Source organism: Cnuibacter sp. UC19_7 (genome assembly GCF_042699995.1).
Taxonomy (GTDB): Bacteria; Actinomycetota; Actinomycetes; order Actinomycetales; family Microbacteriaceae; genus Cnuibacter.
This window is the reverse complement of the sequence record NZ_CP170560.1, coordinates 156,003-177,896: the sequence shown is the minus strand read 5'-3', so window position 1 is coordinate 177,896 and position 21,894 is coordinate 156,003. Positions and strand designations below refer to the sequence as shown.

Below are 21,894 nucleotides of genomic sequence, written 5' to 3'. Positions count from 1 at the left end.
CCGTCCGAGTGCGTTCGGCGTGTCGCACTCCATCTGTGAGCTCGGCACCCGGATCAGGGCACGATGCGGCCGAGGGCCGCCCGGATCAGTGAGCTCCGCACGACCTCGAGCTGGCCCGCGATCTCGAGCGCCAGCTCGGCGACCTTGGCCCTGCTCTGCGGATCGCGTCGCTTCGCGACGGGCATCAGCGCGCTCTCGATGAGCGACAGCTCGCGCTCTGCGGCCTGCCGGAAGCCGCGCAGGTGCCGCGGCTCGATCCCGCTCCGCTGCAGCTGCACGAGCGCCTTCAGCACGGCCAGGCTCTCCTCGCCGTACGAATCGGCGGGCGCGATCACGTTCGCGGTGAACGCATCCTGCACGAGCATCGGCGTCGCCCCCGCCTCGCGGGTGAGCTCGTCGCGGCTGAAGCGCCGACCGCCGGGCAGGATCGAGGGGCCGCCGGGCAGGGCGGCGCCGGGCATCGGCGGGTTGAGCCCGGCGTCGACGTCGGCGAGGTAGTCCTTGATGACCGCCAGCGGGAGGTAGCAGTCGCGCTGCATGCTCAGGATGAGACGGAGGCGGCTGACGTCGGCGGCGGAGAACTTGCGGTAGCCCGAGGGGGTGCGGGCGGGGTGCACCAGGCCGCGCTCCTCGAGGAAGCGGAGCTTGGAGCCCGAGACGTCGGGGAACTCGCCCGAGAGCTTCGCGAGCACCTGCCCGATGCCGAGAAGGGGACCCTGCGCGGGCACGGACGTGCTGCGCCCAGCGGAACTGGGACGTGCTGCGGCGGGCACTACTCGCCCGCGGCGGCCACCACGTCGATGCGCGATGGGTAGAACGTGAGACGGAACTTGCCGAACTGGACCTCGGCACCGTCTTCGAGCAGGGCCTCGTCGACCCGCACGCCCTCGACGTACGTTCCGTTGAGCGAACCGAGGTCGCGCACACGGAATCCGTGCCCGTGCCTGGTCAGCTCGGCGTGACGACGCGACACGGTCACGTCGTCGAGGAAGATGTCGGCGTTGGGGTGGCGGCCGACGGTGGTGGTGTCGGTGTCGAGCAGGAACCGGGCCCCGGAGTTCGGGCCGCGCCGGACGATCAGCAGCGCGCTGCCCGAAGGCAGCGCGGCGATGGAGTCGAGCTCCTCGTTGGTGACGCCACCCTCGAGCGCGGCCAGCTGGGCCGCGAACTCGCCGGACAGCGACAACGTGGTGTCGCCCGTGATCGGCGCGACCGGGATGCGCGTGGTCTTCTCGTCGTTCGCGTCGTCTGCCATGGTCGTCGCCCTCCTTACGCTCCCGTCCAGCGTAGTGGATCGAGGATGCGCCCGAACCGCGAATTGTCCGCGCGCACGCCGAGAGTCGCACCTAGACTGCCGACCATGGAAGCGCTCGTCGTGTGCCTCTGGATCTTCGCTGGCACTTGCCTCGCGGTCTGGGTGCTGTCGCTCATCACACGCGACACATCGTGGGTGGACCGCATCTGGTCGATCGTCCCCGTCGCCTACGTCTGGGTGTTCGCGGCCTTCTCCGCCATGGATCCGCGCCTCGTCCTCATGGCTGTGCTCGTCACCCTGTGGGGCGTCCGGCTCACGTTCAACTTCGCTCGGAAGGGCGGCTACGCGCCCGGCGGCGAGGACTACCGCTGGGCGGTGCTGCGGGAGCGGATGCGCCCCTGGCAGTTCCAGCTGTTCAATCTGTTCTTCATCACCGTGTACCAGAACGTGCTGCTGCTGCTCATCACGTTGCCCGCGTTCACGGCGCTGCAGCACACGGGCACACCCTTCGGGGCGCTCGACGTCGTGCTCGCCGTCGTGTTCGTGGCGTTCCTCGCCGGCGAGACGATCGCCGATCAGCAGCAGTGGGACTTCCACCGGTGGAAGGCGGCCGAGAGCGCGGCCGGCCGGGCACCGAGTCCCCGCTTCCTGCAGACCGGGCTGTTCCGGTGGTCGCGCCACCCGAACTTCTTCTTCGAGCAGGCGCAGTGGTGGGTGGTGTTCCTCTTCGGCGCCGTCGCCGCGGGCACGCTGCTTGAGTGGACCGTCGTCGGGGCGGCGCTGCTCACCCTGCTCTTCATCGGCTCGACGGCCTTCACCGAGAGCATCACGCTCTCGAAGTACCCGGAGTACGCCGACTACCGCCGCGTCACCTCGCCGATCGTGCCCTGGTTCCCGCGGCGGCGGGAGCACTCCCCCGCCGCCGCGAGCTGACCGGGACGCTCGGCTCAGTTCACCGAGAGCGGGTGGCTGCCGTTGCGGCCGTCCTCGCCGCGGTCGAGACCGGCGATGGTCGCCAGCTCGGCCTCGGACAGCTCGAAGTCGAACACGTCGATGTTCTGCGCCATGCGCTCGCGCTGGTTGCTCTTCGGGATGACGACGTTCCCGATCTGGATGTGCCACCGGAGGATCGTCTGCGGGACGCTCTTGCCGTGCGCCTCCGCGATCGCGGCGAGCTCGGGCGAGTCGTTGATCTTGCCCTGACCGAGCGGACCCCAGGCCTCGGTGACGATGCCGTGGGCGGCACCGAACTCGCGCAGCTCACGCTGCTGGAAGTCGACGTGGAGCTCGACCTGGTTCACCGCCGGGACGATCTGCGTCTCGTCGAGGAGACGCTGCAGGTGCTCGACCTGGAAGTTCGACACGCCGATCGCCTTCGCCCGACCGGACGCCGCGATGCGTTCGAGGGCCTTCCAGGCCTCGACGTAGCGGCCCTGCTCGGGCGTGGGCCAGTGGATGAGGTACAGGTCGACGTAGTCGAGACGCAGCCGGGCGAGGCTCTTCTCGAACGCGCCTTCCGCGTCGGCCTGGTCGCTGTTCCAGAGCTTGGTGGTGATGAAGAGCTCGTCGCGGGCGACGCCGGACTCGGCGATCGCGTGGCCGACGCCCTCCTCGTTCTGGTAGATCTTCGCCGTGTCGATGTGCCGATAGCCGACCTCGAGCGCGTCGGTGACGATGCGGGAGGTCTTGTCGGGATCGACCTTGAAGACACCGAATCCCAGCTGAGGGATGGCGGTGCCGTTGTTGAGTGTGACGTCGGGGATGGAGGGAACGGTCATCCTTCCACCCTAGGCGGGAGCACCGACTCGGGCTCGCCCACGAGGCTCTGAACGATGAGGTCGAGCAGCGCCTCACCGTAGGCATCCTCCGCGGTGGCCGCAGCGAAGACGCGATCGACGCCGAGGATGCTCGCACGGACCTCGTAGACGTCGGGCTCCGCCTCGTCGCGCACGACCGCCAGCGACACGAAGCCGTCGCGAAGGAGCGCGCGCAGCTGGTCCTCCCGGGGGAGCCAGAGGGTGTCGGTGAGGTCGACGGAGTCGAGCGCCCATTCCGTGGTGCCGTTGAAGCCGATCTGGCTGCCCGTCGGGAAGTGGTGCACGTCGACCGTCATCTCGCTCACGGTGAAGACGTCGGCACCGTCACCGGGTTCGGCCGCGCTCGACTCGATCAGGAAGCGGTCGCCCGACACGGGATGCCAGCGCAGCCCGGCGGTGCGGAGCGCCCTGGCCAGTTCGATCGAGATCATGCGTTCATCCTGTCGTGCGACGTGGCCGCGGGGCCAGGACGCGGAGCCTTCGCTCAGCGCCGGCGACCCGCGAGGTAGACGGCTTCGGTACGGGAGGCGGCGCCGGTCTTGCGCAGGATGTTCGACACGTGCACGCTCACCGTCTTCGCGCTGATGAACAGGCGCGCGGCGATCTCGCGGTTGCTCGCCCCGTGGCTGAGGAGCTCGAGCACGTCGCGCTCGCGCTCAGTGAGCGCGTCGGGGTCGGCGGAGGCGCCGGATCCGCTGCGGAGCCGTGTGCGCAGCGCGGCCATCTCGGAGGCGATGCCCGCCATCCCCGCGCGCGCGGCCAGGTCTGCGGCATCCGCGGCGCCGGTCACCGCAGTCGTGCGGTCGGCGCCCCCGGCTCGTCTGGCGCGGAGGGACGCCAGCCTGGCACGGGCACGCGCGCGCTGCTGGAGAGGGGTGGTGGGGGCGTCGGCTGCCGAGGCCGCCGCACGCCACAGGTCGAGGTCGTCGAACGCGATCTCGGCGGCCGCGAGCGCCCGATGGACGGGCGCCGTGGGCCACCAGTGCAGCTCGTCGACGGCGGCGAGCACACGGTCGGCGGCATCGGGCGGACCGACGTCGACACCGCGAGCGGACGCCTCACCGAGCACCCGGGCCGCGACGAGCGCGAGCGGCAGGTCGTAGGCCGGGAAGGCCCGGTGATCCGGCTCGAGGAGGATCTGCACCTCGCGCCACGCGGAGACCAGATCTCCGTCTTCGAGAGCGACCTCGCCGGCGATCGCCGCGAGCTCGAGCCGGGACTGCGCGTCGATGCGCGCCTGGAGGTCGAGCTGCGCGCGGGACGACTGGAGCGTCGCCGCTGCCGCCTCCACCTCCCCGCGCCACACCAGGAGCTGCAGCGAGTGGCGGATGAGGTGCGCCGAGAACCCGATCGGCGGATCGAGCTCCATGGCCCGGGCCAGCGCCCGCTCGGCCTCCTCGATGCGCCCTGTGGCCACGAGCGGAGCGACCGTGTTCGCCAGCAGGATCACGCCTGAGGTGCGCTCCACCCCGCGAGCCCGGGCACCGATCACGCCCTCTTCGGCGACCCGGAGCGCATCGTCGTAGCGGCCCAGCACGTGGTAGGCGTCGGAGAGGTTGACCCAGAACCGGATGCGCGCCGAGTCGGTCGACTCCCGCTCGGCCAGCCGCCCGGCCTCGAGCAGGTCGGCGATCCCCAGTTCGATCTCGCCGAGGGCCAATCGGGAGTTGCCGCGGATGTTCGAGGCGACCGACATGCGCGCGGGCGACTCGACGGCGGCGGCATCGTCGTAGGCGCGCTGGGCGATCCGGACCGCCTCGTCGAAGCGGGCGGCGAGCATCAGGCGCGCGGCGAGCTCGCCGAGGACGTTCGCGCGCACGACGCTGGTCGGCCGGTCGGCGACGAGATCGACCGCGCGCTCGAGCAGGTCGATCGAGCCGGGCTGACCCAGGTTGGCGAGGAAGGAGGCCTTGTCGCGCAGGAGTCGCGCCATCCGCTCGGGCTCGGCGTCGTGCGTGCCGGAGATCGCCTCGTCGATGAGAGCGATCGCGCGTTCGCTCTCGCCCGCGTTGCGGTGGTTGTAGGCGGTCTCGGCCAGCAGCTGCTCCCTGCTGCGACCGGCGCGCTCCTCTGCATCGGGCACGGTGTCCCATAGATCGAGCGCACGCTCGCCCATGCGGGCGGCGGCGGCGAAGGCGAACGCCGCCCTGGCGCGGGCCATGGCCGCGATCGCCGCGGTGAACGCGGCGGGGAGGTCGTGCGCCGCGAGCCAGTGGTACGACAGTGCGCTGGGATCGACGTCGCGGTCGGCTGCGACCGCCTCGAGGGCGCGCGCGTAGGCGGTGTGGAAGCGTACCCGCTCTCCGGGCAGCAGTTCGCCATGGACCGCCTCGCACACCAGCGCGTGCCGGAACGCGTAGGCGTCGCCGTCGATCTCGACCAGACCCGACGCGACCGCCTCCCTCACCGCGGCGTCGACGACCTCGGCGTCGGCGAAGCCCGGCCAGACGGCGAGCACGGTCTCGAGCACGTCGTGGCCCACCCGGTCGCCGCCGGCCGAGAGCACACGGACCAGGCGCTGGGTGGAGTCGCCGAGGGTCTCGTACCGGGCCAGCAGGACGTCGCGGAGCGTCTCGGGATAGTCGGAGTGTGCAGCGAACGCCCCGGAGCAGACGAGCTCCTCGACATAGAAGGGGACGCCCTCCGACCGCTCGTACACCCGGGTGACGTCGCTCGACGAGAGTGGAGCGGCGTGCAGCGACTGGGCCAGCTCCCTCACCTGCCGCCTCGAGAGTCGCGACAGGGTGCGACGGCGCACGCTCGGCAGCCGCTCCAGGTCGGCGAGCCACCCGCGCACCGCGCCGGCACCGCCGAGCTCATCGCTGCGGACCGTGACGACAAGCAGGATGCGCGCTGCCTCTCCCGCCCGCACCAGGTAGCGGAGCAGGGCGAGCGAGGCCTGATCGGCCCAGTGCAGGTCTTCGACCACGAGCACCAGCGGACGCTCGATCGAGAGCGTGGTCAGCAGCACGGCGACCGCATCGAACAGTCGGTCGGCGCCCTCGGCGACCCCGACCGACGCGTGATCGGCGATCTCTGGGACGAGGAGGGCGAGCGCTCCGACAGAGGGTCCGGCGGCCTCGACGATCCCCTCGGCTCCGACCTGGGCGATGACGGATCGGAGGATGGACCGAACCGGCGCGTAGGGAGGAGCGTCGCGGTGGAGGTCGATGCACTGCCCTCGGGCGATGATGGCATCCGAGGCGCCGGCCCCCTTGCCCTCCGCGAGGAACTCGCTCACCAGACGGGTCTTGCCGATGCCCGCCTCCCCCGCCAGCACGACCACCTGCACCGGACCGGCCGACCCGTCGAGGGAGGCCACCATCGAGCGCAGAGCGTCGAGATCGTGTTCCCTCCCGATGAGGGCGCGGCTGGTCTGCATCCCTACATCGTGCCACCGGGGTGCGACAGCAGACGGCGGAGCGTGCTCACCCGCCGGCTCGCGTGCCGAGCCGAACCCGTGGCCCGCGCCTCGGCCTCCGTGCTCGCCTCCGCCGCACGCTCGGCGGCGACCCGTCGCCACTCGAGCTCTCGGGTGAATTGCTCCTCCTCCGCCTGGTAGAGGTGCGGGAACGAGTACTCGCCGATCTGCATGGTCGTCTCCTCCGTGGATTCTGAGCCGGTGTGATCCGACTCGATCGAGGATCGTCTCTGAGGAGGGCGGTGGGCATCGGGAGAACTGCTTAAGCAGCGCACCCCGGACGGACCGGGGTGCGCTGCTTTGGACCGCTGAGATCAGTCGGCGAGGATCAGGTACAGGGCGCGGCGTGCCTCGTCCATCTTCTCGACGGCTGCAGCGCGCTGATCCTCGGTGGCGGCGAAGCGGAACTGCTGGACGACGCCGAACAGCTTGCCGACGCTCTCGTGGAAGGAGGCGTCGACGGCCGAACGGCCGGCTGACGCCTGCTGCCAGGCCTGCTTCAGCTCGTCGTCGTGCTCGGCCACGTAGGCCTTGCCCGACTCGGTGAGCTCGAACTCGGTGCGGCGGCCCTCGCCGCGCGCCTCGATGAGCTCCTCGTCGACCAGCTGCTGCAGCGTGGGGTACACCGAGCCGGGGCTCGGGCGCCAGACGCCGTCGGTCTTCTCGGCGATCGCCTTGATGAGGCCGTAGCCGTTCGACGGGGCCTCCGCAAGGAGGGACAGGATGGCGGCGCGGACGTCGCCGCGGCCGGCGCGACGGGGGCCGCGCGGGCCGAAACCGGGACCGAAGCCGCCCGCACCGAAGCCGGGGCCGCCGGGACCGAAGCCGCCGGGGCCGAAGCCGTGACCGCGCGGATCGCGCTCGGGGAAGGACGGGCCTCGGCCGTGCTGACGACGACCGAAGCCGCCGAACTGGGGATCGTGGATGCTACGCATGGTGGCATCTCCTTTCGAGTGATGTGTCGAAGTTCTGAACATCGCGATCGTGTCGCGATGCATTAACGATATATCGCTAGTGTTCGATTGTCAACATCCGACTTCTTTCCTTGACGAGGATTGAGTACAGTCGTACTAACAAAGAGGGAGATGCACATGGTGCTGCTCGCGATCGTGGCGTGCGAGGTCGGGTTCTGGCTCGCCGTCGTGGCGGGCCTCGGTGCCCGGTACGTCCTTCGGAGACGCCGGCTGGGAGCAGCTCTGCTCGTCGCGGCGCCGGTGATCGACGCCATCCTGCTGACCCTGGTGACCATCGACCTCCTCGGAGGCGGCACCGCATCCTGGCATCACGGATTGGCGGCCCTCTACATCGGGATCTCCGTCGCCTACGGGCACCGGATGATCGCCTGGGCCGACGCCCGCGTGGCTCACCTCGTCGACAAGGTCTCGCTGCCACCCAAGCTCACCGGGTGGGCGTACACGCGGGCGTGCTGGCGCGATGTCGCGCTGACGATGCTCGCCGCTGCGATCGCCGGCGGCATCCTGCTCGCCCTGATCTGGCTGGTCGGCGACCCCGACCGCACGGCCGAGTTGAACGGGCTGTTCCCCGTCCTCGGGTTCATCGTGGCGATCGACACGCTCTGGGCGGTCAGCTACACGATCTGGCCCCGCCGGGCCCCCGCTCAGGCCTGATCCGATGCCGCGCCTGATCGACCACGAGGAACGCGACCGCGAGATCGCGGCCGCGGCGTTCGCCGTGCTCGAGCGGGACGGACTCACCGCGCTCTCGGTGCGCAGGGTCGCCGCCGAGGCGGGCCTCGCCGCGGCGTCGCTGCGTCGCGCGTTCCCCACCCAGCACGCGCTCCGCCTCTACTGTCTCGAGCTGATCCGTTCGCGCGCGACCGAGCGCGTCAGGAGCCTCTCCGGGTCGGGTATCCCCCTCGGCGTCGCCGTCCTCTCCGAGCTGCTCCCCCTCGATGCGGCTCGCCGGCTCGAGCTCACCGCCCAGCTGCAGCTCATGGTGCTGGCACTGACCGAGCCACGGCTGCGCGACACCGCGTCCACCCTGCATGGCGATGTCCGGCGAGCGTGCGAGGCGGTGGCCGCCGAGGTGGGGCTCGCCCGCCCGGCCGCCGAGCTCCACGCCTTCCTCGACGGCCTGGCCCTCCACCTGCTCACCGAGCCGACGACCGTCCCGCCCGAGGCCGCCATCGCCCTGCTGGAGGACTACCTCACCGCGCACTCCGCCTGATCCGCGGGGTCGACGCCGTGGCGCGCGGGCCCTAGGTTACGAGTGATGGATGTGTTCCTCACGGCCCGGATGAAGCCGGCAGCCGCCTTCTACACGATCTTCGACCCGGCGGACGTGGGAGTACTCTCCTCCGACGGCCGGAGTCTCGTCATGATGGCGCTCGGCAACAAGGACCTCCCGTCGCGCTACGAGATCACGAACTTCCTGCTCGACCGGGGCTGCCCCCTCGGCGGGCGGGGTGCGGACGGGACGACCGTCCTCCATGTGCTGTTCGGCCAGGTCCAGCACGACGTCGCAGCGGATGCGCTGCTCGCCCGCCGCCTGATCGAGCGCGGCGCCGACGTGAACGCCGTCGACGACAACCGCCGTCTGCCCTTCCTGGAGGTGCTCGGCATGAAGTACCCGGACGAAGACCTGGCGCCGATCTACGACCTGTGGTTCGAGCAGCCCGATCCCGACTTCACGACGGAGTCGGTGCACGGCCTCTCTCCACTGAAGGCCGCCGCAAGGCTTCCCTTCCGGGCGAGAATCCTCGAACGCATGCAGCGCCACCTCGAGTCGCGCGCCTGAGCAACGGAGCGCCGCCGGGGAGAATGAGAAAGCCCCCGACTGGCGGGGGCTTCTCGACTGTTCACGGCTGGGCCGTGGCTCGGATTGGTGGACCTGAGGGGATTCGAACCCCTGACCCCCTGCATGCCATGCAGGTGCGCTACCAACTGCGCCACAGGCCCGAACTTCGCCCCGGACCGGCCGGAGCAACCCTGAAAGCTTACTACACCTCGGACTCGGATTGCGAACCGGCGGCCACGTGCAGCGGGATCACCGGGCAGTCCTTCCAGAGGCGCTCCAGGGAGTAGTACAGGCGGTCCTCCTCGTGGAAGACGTGCACCACGATGTCGCCGAAGTCGAGCAGGACCCAGCGGCCCTCACTGAGGCCCTCGCGGCGGATCGCCTTGACGCCCGCCTCAGCGAGGCGATCCTGGATCTCCTCGGCGATGGCGATGACGTTGCGCTCGTTGCGCCCGGAGGCGAGCACGAACACGTCGGTCAGCGGCAGCGGACCGGAGACGTCGAGGGCGACGAGGTCGTCGGCCTGCTTCGAGTCGGCCGCCTCGGCGGCCAGTCGTGCGAGTTCGACGGAGTTCGGAGTAGCTGTCACGAGGTTCAGAACAGCTTGAAGACGAAGACCGACAGCAGCAGACCGATCACGCCCACCGCGAGCACCGCAGCGGTGACGGCGAGCACGACCGGAGCGTTGGCCCGGGCGCGCTTCGGCGGCGTGATGAGCGACGTGGCCCCGGTGTTGGTGCTGATGGCACGCGCGGCGCTGACCGGCGCCACGTCGGAACGCTGCTGGTCGGCCTCGGCCCGATCGATCAGGGAGTCGAGGTCGTGGGCCTCGATGCCGGAGGCGGGCGCCCCCATCGAGCCGAAGCTCGGCGGGAGGTCGATCGACCCCGTGATGATGACCTCACCCGTCTCGTCGAGCGCGGTGCCCACGTCGGAGCTCCCGGGCACCGCGGGGAGCACCAGCGCGCTGGTGGTCGAGATCGAGTTCGCCGCTGCGGCGTTGCGCGCGGAGATCAGGTCGTCGAAAGCGGGCTGGTCGGGAGCCGGCGCAGGACGGGCAGCGGTGCCGCCCTGGAAGCGGGGAGCAAGCTGGTCGTCGTCGGCGACACCGTCGAGGTGCGCCGCGGCCTCCTGGGCCGGGTCGACAGTGGCGGCGATCGGGACGTCGATCACCATCTCCTCGACGACGGCGTCGCGCTCGCGCGCCGACTCGTCGGCGGACAGCGGCTCGACCACGATCGGCTCGGAGATCGCCACGACGTCGATGACGGGCTCACCCCGATCGGACGGCTCGGAGTCGTCGACGCTGTCGTCGGGAGAGGAGACGATCTCGGGCTCGACCGGCTCGTCGTCGGCCTGCGCGGCCACCGGCATCGCGACCGTCGAGGAGTCGGGCTCCTGGGCGACGGGCTGCGCAGCCTCGGGCGCCTGGGCGGCGGCCTGCTGAGGAGCCGCCTGCTCCTGCTCCACCTGATCGCGGGCAGCGCTCTCCTGGGCCTCGCGCTCGGCCTGCGCCTTGCGGGCGGCCTCGGCCTCTTCGGAGGCGCGCGCATCGGCCTCGCGTTCCTTGCGAGGCTTCTGGCGTTCCATCTCGCGCAGCTGACGCCGGGTCAGCGGCTGCTCATCGTGCGGCAAACTCATTCAACACTCCGATATAGGTGGTGCTTGGTGATGTACTGAACGACACCGTCGGGTACCAAATACCACACCGGAAAATTCCGGCCAACCCGGGCCCGACAGTCTGTCGAGGAGATGGCGAGCGCCGGAACTTCCAAATAGCTTACGTCGTGCTCCGGCAAAGACGAAATGGCGAAGGTGTGACCGGGCCGGGAGACCGCCACGAAACGGGCGAGTCCCCAGAGCTCGTCGGCGTCCTTCCAGCTCAGGATCTGGGCGATCGCATCGGCGCCGGAGATGAAGTAGAGCTCGGCATCCGGGCGCTCGGCTTGGAGGTCGCGGAGGGTGTCGATCGTGTAGGTGGTGCCGCCTCGGTCGATGTCGACGCGGCTCACGGTGAAGCGAGGATTGGACGCGGTGGCGATCACCGTCATCAGGTAGCGGTGCTCCGCCGGCGCGGCGGGCTCCTTGTGCCAGGGGCGTCCGGTCGGGACGAAGACGACCTCGTCGAGGTCGAGACCGGTCGCGACCTCACTGGCAGCCACGAGGTGACCGTGGTGGATGGGGTCGAACGTGCCGCCCATCACACCGATGCGCGGCCTGCGGGCCGTCATGCTCTCAGAGCGTCAGTGGTCGGCACCCGTGCGGTCGGGCTGGCCGTGCACGTCGTGCGTCGACGCCCACTTCGCCGCCTTCGCGGCGTGACGGTTGGCGACATCGCGGTAGCTCCAGGTGATGAAACCGGCGACGGCGAAGAACACCACCGCGATCAGCGCGAAGACGATGGGCGGGAAGGGCAGCTCGACGTGACCCTCGGTCGCCGCGAGCACACTGGCCAGAACAGACATCGACTCTCCTGCTGTTGACTTCACCGCCCGCTGTCGCGGACGTCCCCTCTACGATACCGTGTGCGCCGGTCCCGCCGTGCGGACGCCGCTCGGGAAGGGCTCAGGCCCGCGATTGCCCCGATCCGCGCACGAGCCACTTGGTGCTCGTCAGCTCGGGCAGCCCCATCGGGCCGCGAGCGTGCAGCTTCTGGGTCGAGATGCCGACCTCGGCGCCGAAGCCGAACTCGCCGCCGTCGGTGAAGCGCGTGGAGGCGTTGACCATCACGACCGCCGAGTCGACCTCCGCGAGGAAGCGCTCGGCGTTCCGCAGGTCGTTCGTGATGATCGACTCGGTGTGGTGCGTCGAGTAGGTGCGGATGTGGTCCATGGCCTCCTCGAGGTCGCGCACCACGCGCACGGCCAGATCGAGGCTCATGTACTCGGTGGCCCAGTCCTCGTCATCGGCGGGCACCGCATCCGCGAACCGCTCGCGCACGGCGTCGTCGCCGTGGATGGTGGCGCCCGCCTGGCGGAGGCGGCCCAGCACGGGCGCCAGCAGGCGATCGGCCGCGGCCTCGTGCACGAGGAGCGTCTCGAGCGCGTTGCAGACGCTCGGACGCTGCACCTTGGCGTTGTGCACGATGTCGACCGCCCACGACTCGTCGGCCGACTCGTCGAGGAACACGTGCACCACGCCCGCCCCGGTCTCGATCACGGGGACCGTCGACTCGGTGACGACGGTCTCGATGAGTCCGGCGCTGCCACGAGGGATCAGCACGTCGACCGCGCCGCGGGCGCGCATGAGCGCCCGCGCGCCGTCGCGCCCGAACTCGTCGACCGTCTGCACGCTCGCGCGGGGCAGACCGGCCGACTCCACCGCATCCTGCAGCAGCTCGACGAGCACCCGGTTGGTCTCCTCCGCCGCCGAACCACCGCGCAGCACGGCCGCGTTGCCGCTCTTCAGCGCGAGCGCCGCGATGTCGACGGTGACGTTGGGGCGCGCCTCGTAGATCGCGCCGACGACGCCGAGGGGCACACGCACCTGGTCGATCCGCAGTCCGTTGGGGAGGGCTCGACCGCGGACCGACTCCCCCACCGGGTCGACCAGGGTGATGACCTCCCGCACGGCGGCGGCGAGCGAGGCGAGTCGCGTCTCGTCGAGGCGCAGACGGTCGAGCATGCCCTGCGACAGCCCGTTCTCGCGGCCCCGCCCGAGGTCGAGCTCGTTGGCGGGGACGATGCGGGCGGCCGCCGTCTCGATCGAGGCGGCGATCGCCTCGAGAGCGGCGTCCTTCTGCTGCGTCGTGGCCGTGGCGAGCACGCGCGAGGCGGCGCGGGAGTCGGCGAGCTTGGCGTCGAAGGCGGCGACGTCGACGGGTGCGAGGACGGGAGCGTCGGGCATCCTCGAATTCTACGCGGGACGCTGCGGGCCTCCGTCGGCCCCTGCGGCCGTCACCTCGACACCGATTCCACCGGAGTCCCTGGATATACTCCGGGCTCACCGCGAATCGGTGTCGAAGCGACCAGACGCGGCTCAGCGGACCAGCGAGACGGACCCCGACGTCGGATGCGCCGGGCGGTCGCCCGGCTCGAACCACGTACCGACCTCGGCGCCGGACAGCGCGTCGGCGACGAGCGCGGTCGAGGTGACGAGCACACCCGTGCCGGACGCGGCGGCGAGCCGGGCGGCCGACACCTTCGTACCCGCTCCCCCGGTGCCGACACCGGATCCGGCCGCGCCGAAGGTGACGCCGGCGAGGTCGTCGCCGAACGGCACATGCTCGATCTTCACCGCCCCGGGCTCGTGCGGAGGCCGCGTGTAGAGCGCGTCGACGTCGGAGAGCAGGACCAGCACATCCGCGCCGATCAGCTGCGACACCAGGGCCGCGAGGCGGTCGTTGTCGCCGAAGCGGATCTCGTGGGTCGCCACGGTGTCGTTCTCGTTGACGATGGGGAGGATGCGGAGGCCGAGCAGGCGCTCCATGGCCCGCTGGGCGTTGCTGCGGTGCGTGGGGTTCTCGAGGTCGCCCGCGGTGAGCAGCACCTGCCCGGCCACGATACCGTAGCGCCGCAGGCTCTCCTGGTAGCGGTAGATGAGGACGTTCTGCCCCACGGCGGCCGCCGCCTGCTGAGTGGCCAGGTCGTCGGGCCTGCCCTCGAGCTGGAGGTACGGGATGCCGGTCGCGATCGCCCCCGACGAGACCAGGACGACCTCGGTGCCACGCCCGTAGGAGCCGACCAGCGCATCGACGAGGGGCTCGATCTGGCCCACGTTGGGGCCGGAGATCGACGAGGAGCCCACCTTGACGACGACCCGGCGCGCCTCCGCGATCCCGGAACGGAGCCTCACGGGCTCGCGCGTCACCGCCCGGACTCCTCGTCGTCCGGTCCGTCGCCGGCGGCGTCGTCGGCCCAGAGGCCGGCTTCCTTCTCGCGCACGAGCTCGGCGCGGGCCTCGGCACGGGCGTCCATGAGGTCGTGGTATTCCTCGCGCCGCTGCACGTTGGTGCGGCGGCGGTTGTCGTCGAGCCTGGCATCGGTTCCGCGGGGGCTCGTGATGAGCTCGGCCGTGGAGGTGAGGGTGGGCTCCCAGTCGAAGACCACGCCGTTGCCCTCGCCGATGACGACGGTGGAGCCGGCCTGAGCGCCGGCGCGGAACAGCTGGTCCTCGACGCCGAGCTTGTTGAGGCGGTCGGCGAGGAAGCCGACGGCCTCGTCGTTCGCGAAGTCGGTCTGCGCCACCCAGCGCTCGGGCTTGGCCCCGAGGATGCGGTACACCGGACCGTACGTGCCGCCCTCGACGCGCACGGTGAACCCGGAGTCGTCGACGGCCTTCGGACGCAGCACGATCCGCGGACGCTCGGGCTGCTCGGCCGCGACGACGCGAGCCGATTCGACCACCTCAGCGAGGGCGAACGACAGCGGACGCAGGCCCTCGTGGCTCACCGTTGAGATCTCGAAGACACGGTATCCGCGGGCCTCGAGATCGGGGCGGACCATGTCGGCGAGCTCTCGCCCCTCGGGCACGTCGATCTTGTTGAGCGCGATCATCTGCGGACGCTCCAGCAGGGGAACCTGCCCCTCGGGCACCGGATACGCCGCGAGCTCGGCGAGGATGACGTCGAGGTCGCTGATCGGGTCGCGACCCGGCTCGAGCGTGGCGCAGTCGAGCACGTGCAGCAGCGCGCTGCAGCGCTCGACGTGGCGCAGGAACTCGAGCCCGAGGCCCTTGCCCTCGCTCGCGCCCTCGATGAGACCGGGTACGTCGGCGATCGTGTAGCGGACGGAACCGGCCTGCACGACGCCGAGGTTCGGGTGGAGCGTGGTGAACGGGTAGTCGGCGATCTTCGGCTTCGCCGCCGAGAGCGCCGCGACGAGGCTCGACTTTCCCGCGGACGGGAAGCCCACGAGCGCCACGTCGGCCACGGTCTTGAGCTCGAGGACGAGGTCGCCCTGCCATCCGGGCGTGCCGAGGAGCGCGAAGCCCGGCGCCTTGCGCTTCGGGTTCGCCAGCGCGGCGTTGCCGAGTCCGCCGTGCCCGCCCTCGGCCGCGACGAAGCGCATGCCGGGCTCGGACAGGTCGGCGATCTCCTCGCCCGAGGGCGACTTCACCACGGTGCCCACGGGGACGGGGAGCTCGACGAGCTCGCCGTCGGCGCCGCTGCGGTTGTCGCCCATGCCGAACCCTCCGCTCGGCGAGGTGCGGTGCGGATGCCGGTGGTACCCGAGCAGCGTCGTCGTCTGCGGGTCGCTGACCAGGACGATGTCGCCCCCGTTGCCGCCGTTGCCGCCATCGGGCCCGGCCAGCGGCTTGAACTTCTCGCGGCGGACGGACACGCAGCCGTTGCCGCCGTCTCCGGCACGAAGGTGCAGCGTCACGGTGTCGACGAAGGTGACCACGATCGTTCCTCTCGGGTGGCGGTTCGGGATGGGGAGGGGTGGAAACGACGACGAGGGGCGGGCATCACGCCCGCCCCTCGTCTCGCATGCTCTGCTGCGCTGGACCTACTCGGCCGCAGCCACGATGTTGACGACCTTGCGGCCGCCCTTCGCACCGAACTCGACCGAGCCCGCGGTGAGGGCGAACAGCGTGTCGTCGCCACCACGGCCGACGTTCACGCCGGGGTGGAAGTGGGTTCCGCGCTGGCGGACGATGATCTCACCGGCGCCGACGACCTGGCCGCCGAAGCGCTTCACGCCGAGACGCTGGGCGTTGGAGTCGCGACCGTTGCGAGTGGAGCTCGCACCCTTCTTGTGTGCCATCTGCCCTGTTCCTTACTTGATTCCGGTGACCTTGACGCGGGTGAGCTCCTGGCGGTGGCCCTGGCGCTTCTTGTACCCGGTCTTGTTCTTGAACTTCTGGATGACGATCTTCGGGCCGCGGAGGTCGCCCAGGACCTCGGCGGTGACGACGACCTTGGCGAGCGCAGCGGCGTCGGAGGTGATGTTCTCACCGTCGACCAGGAGCACCGCGGGGAGCTCGATGGTGCCGTTCTCTCGGGCCTTCACACGGTCGAGGGTGACGACCGAGCCGACCTCGACCTTTTCCTGCCGGCCGCCGGCGCGCACAACTGCGTAAACCACTTCACGTACCTCACTGTTGGGATTTCTCGAAGCGCTCACGTGCGGCGCTTGGAAGACATTGGTGTCTGGCGGGCGAAGGGTCGCCCGCGCACACCAGCGGTCAACTCTACCTGATGGCTGCGGGCCGGTCAAACGCGGCGGGTGCGATACTGGCCTCTGTGACCGTGCTCATCGACCGTCCGTCCTGGCCCGCGCACGGGCGGCTGTGGGGGCACCTCGTGAGCGACGCGTCGCTCGCCGAGCTGCACGCCTTCGCCGAACGCGCCGGTCTGCCGCCGCGGAGCTTCGACCTCGACCACTACGACGTGCCCGAGGAGCGCTACGACGACCTCGTGGCGGCCGGGGCGCATCCGGTGGACTACCGCGACCTCGTGGTCCGGCTGCGCGACAGCGGGCTGCGGGTGAAGGGCCGTGATCGCGACACCGTGCGGCACGCCGGGACGCGCCCGGCGCGCTGAACGCGTCCGCGGGGCCGCGGGGCGGAGAAGCCGCCGAACGGCGAGAAGCGGCCTTCCCCGGGGCTCGGGAAGGGCCGCTTCTCGCTGGTCGACGTGGGTGACGCTAGTCCTGCTGCTCGGCGGCGGGCGCGGTGACCGCGGCCGTGCTCACGCGACGGCTGCGACCCCGGCCCTGACCGGGCTGCTTCGGAGCGGGCAGAGCCTCGAGCACGGCGTCGAGGAGCTGGCTCGCCTCGGCCGGGTCGGTGCGCGGAGCGCGTTCGGGCTTCGGGAGCGGGATGTCGAGGATGGCGACCTCGACCTCCTCGATCACGACCTCGGTCTCCTCGACCACGACCGCGGTCACGGAGCGGTCGCTGGACTCGTCGTCGACGCGCTCGACCGACGAGTCGGCCTGGGACCGGTCGTCCTGGCCCTGGGAGTCGCGACCGCCCTGGGGAGCGCGCTCCTCAGAACGCTGTCCGCGGCCGCGACGGCGGCGCGAACGGCCCGGCGCATCCGACGTGGACTGGTCGGTCCCGGACTGCGCGTCGCCCTGCGAGGCTCCCGACTGCGGGTCGATCGTCTCGGCGGCGGACTGCGCCGATCCGTCGGCGACATCGGCCGCCTGCGGGGCGCCACCCTCCTCGAGCGGGTCGCTGCCCGCGGGGTGGCCGAGAGTGGAGGCGGCGATCTTCGCGAGCGCGTTCTTCGCACCCGGGGTGATCGTGTGGGTGCCGCCGTTGCCGGAGACGCTCCCCGCCTGCGACGAGGCGGAGGACGATCCGCCGTTGCCGGAGCCCCCGCGGCCGCGACGACCGCCGTTGTTCTGGCCGCCGCCGTTCGACCCGCCGTTGCCCCCGTTGCCGCCGTTGCTCGACTGCCTGTGCTTGACCACCGGGTCGTGGTGCACGACGATGCCGCGGCCGGCGCAGACGTCGCAGGGCTCGCTGAACGACTCGAGGAGACCGAGCCCGAGCTTCTTGCGGGTCATCTGCACGAGGCCGAGCGAGGTCACCTCGGCGACCTGGTGCTTGGTGCGGTCGCGCGACAGGCACTCGACCAGGCGACGCAGCACGAGGTCGCGGTTCGACTCGAGCACCATGTCGATGAAGTCGACCACGATGATGCCGCCGATGTCGCGCAGCCGGAGCTGGCGCACGATCTCCTCGGCCGCCTCGAGGTTGTTCTTCGTGACGGTCTCCTCGAGGTTGCCGCCCGATCCGACGAACTTGCCGGTGTTGACGTCGACGACGGTCATCGCCTCGGTGCGGTCGATGACGAGGGATCCACCCGAGGGCAGCCACACCTTGCGGTCGAGGGCCTTCTCGATCTGCTCCGAGATGCGGTACTCGTCGAACGCATCCTTCTCGCCCTCGTAGCTCTCGACGCGGTCGAGGAGGTCGGGGGCGACGGCGCGCAGGTAGTTCTCGATCGTGAACCGCGCGTCGTCTCCGGCGATGACGAGCTTGTGGAAGTCCTCGTTGAAGACGTCGCGGATGATCTTGATGAGGAGGTCGGGCTCGGAGTGCAGCAGCGCCGGAGCCTGCTGCTTCGCGGAGCGGGTGCTCACGTCCTCCCACTGGGCGATGAGGCGGTTGACGTCGAGCGTCAGCTGCTCCTCGGTGGCGCCCTCGGCCGCGGTGCGCACGATGACGCCCTGGTTCTCGGGGAGCACCTCCTTGAGGATGCGCTTGAGTCGCGCACGCTCGGTGTCGGGGAGCTTGCGCGAGATGCCGTTCATCGAGCCGTTGGGCACGTACACGAGGTAACGCCCGGGCAGGGAGATCTGGCTCGTGAGGCGTGCGCCCTTGTGGCCCACCGGATCCTTGGTGACCTGCACCAGGACGGTGTCGCCGGACTTCAGCGCGAGCTCGATGCGCCGGGGCTGGTTGCCGCCGGCGCCGGTGTTCTCGGCGGCGGCGTCCCAGTCGACCTCGCCCGAGTACAGGACGGCGTTGCGGCCGCGCCCGATGTCGACGAAGGCGGCCTCCATGCTGGGGAGCACGTTCTGGACCTTGCCGAGGTAGACGTTGCCGATCAGCGACGCCTCCTGCGAGCGGGCGACGTAGTGCTCGACGAGCACGCCGTCCTCCAGGACGCCGATCTGGATGCGGTCGGCCTTCGAGCGGACCACCATCACCCGATCGACGGCCTCGCGGCGGGCGAGGAACTCGGCCTCGGTGATCACCGGACGGCGGCGGCTCGCGTCGCGGCCGTCGCGGCGACGCTGCTTCTTGGCCTCGAGGCGGGTGGAGCCCTTGACCTTCTGCGGCTCGGTGATGAGCTCGGGCTCGCGCTGGGGACGCTGACGCGGCTCGCGCGGCTCGCGCTCGCGCCCGGCCTCGCCGGGGCGACCATCCTCGCTGGAGCGGCCGTCGTCGCCGGAGCGACGACGCGACCGGCGGCGCACACCGGGCTCGCGCTCGTCGTCGGCCTCGGGGCGCTGCGGGAGTTCGGGCAGGTCCGGCAGATCGGGCGCCTGGAAGATGAGGGACGTCGTGCTGATCGCACGCGGCGCGACCGGGGCCGACGCCGAGGCCGGCGCGTGCGCCCCCGGGATGAACGGGTCGAGACCCGGCTCGTCCTCGTGCTCGTCGAAGACCACATCGGCATCCACGGACGCGGATGTCGGGTCGGCTCCCTGAGCCGCGTGACCCCGTGCCTCGTCGACGGTCGCTGCAGCATCGGAGACCGCAGCGTCGACAGAAGCTGAGGCGGGCTCCTGGACGGGAAGCTCAGTGGCCACCTCAGCGGCCACCTCGCTCGCGATCGGGGCGCTGAGCGCCTCCGCCGTGTCGCCGCCGTCGTCGAGTCGGTGGGATGCGGGGGTCGCGTCGGCCGTCAGGCCGGGCTGCTGCACACGGCGCGTGTTGCGCCGCACACCGAAGAGCCTCCGCTTCCTCCCCTTCTCCTCCGACTGTCCTGAATCACCGTTGTTCGAATCGTTCTCCACCATCTCTGGCGCACTCCTCACCAGCCGCGAGGTCACGCCTCACCGGCAGGTACTCTCTGGCGAAGCCGAAGTTCCCGGCTCCATTCGCCGGCCTCGTGGCTCCGAACTCTCGTTGTGTCGTGTCGGGCATGTCACCCGGTCTATCCGGATGCGCGGCCCGATAAGCCTCGTGGGACCGGCCCTGTAGAGGCCTTGCGTCCCGCGGCCCCATTATCGCACGCATTCCCTCCGGGGCCGTGAAGCGGGCACCGGGCGCGCTCAGTCCGCTCGCGTGACGGCGTGCCATAATCGCGGCGTGCCCGCATCCTCGACCGCCACCCGTCGCCCGATCGGGTTGGCGATCTTCCTCATCATCACCGGGGCGATCGGCTTCTATGCGGCGTTCGACCTCACGCTCGAGAGGATCCAGACGCTCATCGATCCGGCGTACAACCCCACCTGCAACATCTCGCCCCTGGTCACCTGCGGACCGAACATGGCGAGCTGGCAGGGGTCGCTGTTCGGCTTCCCGAACCCGATCATCGGCGTGGCGTGCTTCGTGGCGCCGATCGTGGTGGGCGTGGGCATCCTCGCCGGAGCCCGCTACGCGCGATGGTTCTGGCTGCTGTTCAACCTCGGGTTCGCTCTGGCGCTGACCTTCGTGATCTGGCTGATGATCCAGAGCATCTACGTGCTCGGCACGCTCTGCCCGTACTGCATGCTCACCTGGTCGGTGGTCATCCCGATGTTCTTCTACGTCACGGCGTACAACATCAAGGAGGGCCGCTTCGGACGCCTCGGCGGCTTCCAGAACGCCGTCCGCGTCTTCTATCCCTGGACCTGGACGCTGGTGCTGCTGAGCTACCTCGCCATCGTCCTCATCGCTCAGCTGCGACTCGACGCGATCACCACGATCCTCCTCTACAGCTGAGCGAGCTCCCGCTCGCCCGCCCGTCGTCAGGCGAGGCGCTCGTCGAGCCAGTCGTACATGCGCTGGTCGGTGAGCTGGCGCGCGAGGGGCTGGCAGTGATGGTCGCCGCCCTCGGCGCTGGTGAAGCGGCAGAGGGTCGACACCGTCGGCGTGAGCTCCGCGAGGCGCTCGGACTGACCGGGCCAGAACTGTTCCCCGTCGGGTGACGTGATGAAGAGCGGCGTGGTGATCTGTGCCGCCAGCTCGGCGGTGATCGTGTACTTCCGCACCTCCGTCATGGTGTCGAAGTAGCCCTGCGTGCCGTAGGGGCGGGCGCGGAACGACCAGCTGGCGGCGAGTCCGCCGGCGAACCGCATCCCGAGCTCCATCTCGTGGTCGAACTTCTCCTTCTCGCCCCGGTCGAGGAGCGCGACCATGCTCTTCGGGAAGTGCGACAGCCAGGACTCGGAGACGTCGACGACACCCGGGTCGGCGATCGCCGCGGCGAAGCGGTGCTCGAACGCGAGCGTGCGGGGTACCCAGTACCCCGCCTGACTGATGCCGTACAGCGCGAGCCGATCGGGGTCGACGTCGTCGCGGGCGAGCAGGGTGTCGACGACCGGGGTCACGACCGCCTCCCAGTCCGGACGGAACGGGATCCCGTGCTCGAACAGCAGCGTCTGCTGACCGGGCCCGTCGAAGACGAGCACGCGGTAGCCCCGGGCCAGGCCACCTGCGATGCCGCACGCCCACAGGTCGCTGGTGGCACCGTCGCTGCCGTTCACCATGACGAGGGTGGGCCGAGGGGCGCCGTCGTCGCTCGGCGAGAACAGCACCGCGGACATCGTGACGTCGCCGAGCGGGATCGAGAGTCGCTCGGTCGTCACCGACGTGGCGTCGATGAACGCGTTCCACGCGGTCTGCTGCGCACGGAAGACGGGCAGCAGCGCGGACTGGTCGGCGAGCGCGTCGACCCCGTGCAGGGCCGTGCCCAGGTACGAGGACGCACGGAGGTAGAGGCGCGAGGCACTCTCGAGGTGCGCGGCGGCCGCAGCCGCGTCGGCCGCGACCGTCAACCGGCGCCCGAGGTCGTTCCAGGCGTCGAACCAGCCCTGATGGTCGTTGTCGGCGATGCCGGCGATCGTCGTCAGCACCTCGCCCGGCTCGGTGGCCCCGTAGGCGGCCATGCCGAGGAGGATGCGGACGTCGAAGTCGTGATCGCCGCCGCGATAGAAGCCGACGCGGTAGGCCTCGTGAGGTCCGGCGAAGCGATCGAGCAGTGCCATACGGTCATCCTGCCCGACCGCTCGCGTCAGGACCAGCGCCGGTTCGAG

Annotated in this window: 24 protein-coding genes and 1 tRNA gene; 6 read left to right on the top strand and 19 right to left on the bottom strand. The window is 70.6% G+C overall.

Annotated features, from left to right (window positions below; translation table 11 throughout):
* Positions 1-53: 53 nt before the first annotated feature.
* A complete protein-coding gene (locus ACFJGV_RS00890) occupies positions 54-728 on the bottom strand; it encodes a MerR family transcriptional regulator (protein WP_378146115.1) in 675 nt (224 codons plus the stop codon).
* 44 nt (positions 729-772) lie between these two features.
* A complete protein-coding gene (locus tag ACFJGV_RS00885; RefSeq protein ID WP_378146113.1) occupies positions 773-1,255 on the bottom strand; it encodes an FHA domain-containing protein in 483 nt (160 codons plus the stop codon).
* Between the two features lie 105 nt (positions 1,256-1,360).
* Between ACFJGV_RS00885 and ACFJGV_RS00880 the strand changes: the two genes are divergently transcribed.
* Entirely contained in the window at positions 1,361-2,188 is an 828-nt protein-coding gene (locus ACFJGV_RS00880; RefSeq protein ID WP_378146111.1) for a DUF1295 domain-containing protein, read from the top strand.
* A 14-nt stretch (positions 2,189-2,202) separates the two neighbouring features.
* Here ACFJGV_RS00880 and ACFJGV_RS00875 read toward each other — a convergent pair whose 3' ends face one another.
* The 5 genes from ACFJGV_RS00875 to ACFJGV_RS00855 form a co-directional block, all read right to left on the bottom strand.
* A complete protein-coding gene (locus tag ACFJGV_RS00875) occupies positions 2,203-3,033 on the bottom strand; it encodes an aldo/keto reductase (protein WP_378146109.1) in 831 nt (276 codons plus the stop codon).
* On the bottom strand, positions 3,030-3,503 hold the full coding sequence (locus ACFJGV_RS00870) for a pilus assembly protein CpaE (RefSeq protein ID WP_378146107.1): 474 nt from the start codon (positions 3,501-3,503) through the stop codon (positions 3,030-3,032). Before ACFJGV_RS00870 ends, ACFJGV_RS00875 begins: the two co-directional genes overlap by 4 nt.
* Before the next feature lie 53 nt (positions 3,504-3,556).
* Positions 3,557-6,454, bottom strand: a complete 2,898-nt coding sequence (locus ACFJGV_RS00865) for an AAA family ATPase (RefSeq protein WP_378146106.1) — start codon at positions 6,452-6,454, stop codon at positions 3,557-3,559.
* 2 nt (positions 6,455-6,456) lie between these two features.
* Complete coding sequence (locus ACFJGV_RS00860) at positions 6,457-6,666, bottom strand: hypothetical protein (protein ID WP_378146105.1); 210 nt, start codon at positions 6,664-6,666, stop codon at positions 6,457-6,459.
* A 141-nt stretch (positions 6,667-6,807) separates the two neighbouring features.
* A complete protein-coding gene (locus ACFJGV_RS00855) occupies positions 6,808-7,428 on the bottom strand; it encodes a PadR family transcriptional regulator (RefSeq protein WP_378146103.1) in 621 nt (206 codons plus the stop codon).
* A gap of 156 nt (positions 7,429-7,584) precedes the next feature.
* Here ACFJGV_RS00855 and ACFJGV_RS00850 point away from each other — a divergent pair, with 156 nt between their 5' ends.
* The 3 genes from ACFJGV_RS00850 to ACFJGV_RS00840 are packed head-to-tail and all read left to right on the top strand — an operon-like array spanning position 7,585 to position 9,250.
* Positions 7,585-8,121 (top strand): hypothetical protein, encoded by a 537-nt coding sequence (locus tag ACFJGV_RS00850; RefSeq protein ID WP_378146102.1) that lies wholly within the window; start codon positions 7,585-7,587, stop codon positions 8,119-8,121.
* A 4-nt stretch (positions 8,122-8,125) separates the two neighbouring features.
* Positions 8,126-8,680: a TetR/AcrR family transcriptional regulator gene (locus tag ACFJGV_RS00845; RefSeq protein WP_378146101.1), complete on the top strand. Its 555-nt coding sequence runs from the start codon at positions 8,126-8,128 to the stop codon at positions 8,678-8,680.
* Positions 8,681-8,725: 45 nt separating this feature from the next.
* The gene (locus ACFJGV_RS00840) at positions 8,726-9,250 is read left to right on the top strand and encodes a hypothetical protein (protein ID WP_378146100.1); all 525 of its coding nucleotides are present in this window, start codon (positions 8,726-8,728) and stop codon (positions 9,248-9,250) included.
* 85 nt (positions 9,251-9,335) lie between these two features.
* Here ACFJGV_RS00840 and ACFJGV_RS00835 read toward each other — a convergent pair.
* The 10 genes from ACFJGV_RS00835 to rplU all read right to left on the bottom strand — a co-directional run bounded on the left by ACFJGV_RS00835 (position 9,336) and on the right by rplU (position 16,278).
* Positions 9,336-9,411 (bottom strand) — tRNA-Ala (locus ACFJGV_RS00835).
* 41 nt (positions 9,412-9,452) lie between these two features.
* On the bottom strand, positions 9,453-9,839 hold the full coding sequence (gene rsfS / locus ACFJGV_RS00830) for a ribosome silencing factor (protein WP_378146099.1): 387 nt from the start codon (positions 9,837-9,839) through the stop codon (positions 9,453-9,455).
* A gap of 5 nt (positions 9,840-9,844) precedes the next feature.
* Positions 9,845-10,891, bottom strand: coding sequence for a hypothetical protein (locus ACFJGV_RS00825; protein ID WP_378146098.1), 1,047 nt, complete (start codon positions 10,889-10,891; stop codon positions 9,845-9,847).
* Positions 10,888-11,481, bottom strand: coding sequence for a nicotinate-nucleotide adenylyltransferase (gene nadD, locus ACFJGV_RS00820; RefSeq protein WP_378146097.1), 594 nt, complete (start codon positions 11,479-11,481; stop codon positions 10,888-10,890). The genes ACFJGV_RS00825 and nadD overlap by 4 nt, the downstream gene beginning before the upstream one ends.
* 12 nt (positions 11,482-11,493) lie before the next feature.
* Positions 11,494-11,715 carry a hypothetical protein gene (locus ACFJGV_RS00815; protein ID WP_378146096.1) on the bottom strand — a complete coding sequence of 74 codons (222 nt, stop codon included), beginning with the start codon at positions 11,713-11,715 and terminating at the stop codon, positions 11,494-11,496.
* Between the two features lie 100 nt (positions 11,716-11,815).
* Positions 11,816-13,096: a glutamate-5-semialdehyde dehydrogenase gene (locus tag ACFJGV_RS00810; protein ID WP_378146095.1), complete on the bottom strand. Its 1,281-nt coding sequence runs from the start codon at positions 13,094-13,096 to the stop codon at positions 11,816-11,818.
* 132 nt (positions 13,097-13,228) lie between these two features.
* Positions 13,229-14,059 (bottom strand): glutamate 5-kinase, encoded by an 831-nt coding sequence (gene proB / locus ACFJGV_RS00805; RefSeq protein WP_378146094.1) that lies wholly within the window; start codon positions 14,057-14,059, stop codon positions 13,229-13,231.
* Entirely contained in the window at positions 14,056-15,594 is a 1,539-nt protein-coding gene (obgE, locus tag ACFJGV_RS00800) for a GTPase ObgE (protein ID WP_378146093.1), read from the bottom strand. Before obgE ends, proB begins: the two co-directional genes overlap by 4 nt.
* Positions 15,595-15,699: 105 nt before the next feature.
* Positions 15,700-15,957 (bottom strand): 50S ribosomal protein L27, encoded by a 258-nt coding sequence (gene rpmA / locus ACFJGV_RS00795; protein WP_378146092.1) that lies wholly within the window; start codon positions 15,955-15,957, stop codon positions 15,700-15,702.
* Positions 15,958-15,969: 12 nt separating this feature from the next.
* Entirely contained in the window at positions 15,970-16,278 is a 309-nt protein-coding gene (gene rplU, locus ACFJGV_RS00790) for a 50S ribosomal protein L21 (RefSeq protein ID WP_378146091.1), read from the bottom strand.
* A gap of 158 nt (positions 16,279-16,436) precedes the next feature.
* Between rplU and ACFJGV_RS00785 the strand changes: the two genes are divergently transcribed.
* The gene (locus tag ACFJGV_RS00785) at positions 16,437-16,736 is read left to right on the top strand and encodes a DUF4031 domain-containing protein (protein WP_378146089.1); all 300 of its coding nucleotides are present in this window, start codon (positions 16,437-16,439) and stop codon (positions 16,734-16,736) included.
* Positions 16,737-16,839: 103 nt separating this feature from the next.
* Here the strand turns inward: ACFJGV_RS00785 and ACFJGV_RS00780 are convergent, their stop codons facing one another.
* Complete coding sequence (locus ACFJGV_RS00780) at positions 16,840-19,674, bottom strand: Rne/Rng family ribonuclease (RefSeq protein ID WP_378146088.1); 2,835 nt, start codon at positions 19,672-19,674, stop codon at positions 16,840-16,842.
* A gap of 292 nt (positions 19,675-19,966) precedes the next feature.
* Between ACFJGV_RS00780 and ACFJGV_RS00775 the strand changes: the two genes are divergently transcribed.
* Complete coding sequence (locus ACFJGV_RS00775; RefSeq protein WP_378146086.1) at positions 19,967-20,581, top strand: vitamin K epoxide reductase family protein; 615 nt, start codon at positions 19,967-19,969, stop codon at positions 20,579-20,581.
* A 26-nt stretch (positions 20,582-20,607) separates the two neighbouring features.
* Here ACFJGV_RS00775 and ACFJGV_RS00770 read toward each other — a convergent pair whose 3' ends face one another.
* Positions 20,608-21,846 carry an alpha/beta hydrolase family protein gene (locus tag ACFJGV_RS00770; protein ID WP_378146085.1) on the bottom strand — a complete coding sequence of 413 codons (1,239 nt, stop codon included), beginning with the start codon at positions 21,844-21,846 and terminating at the stop codon, positions 20,608-20,610.
* Positions 21,847-21,894: the final 48 nt, after the last annotated feature.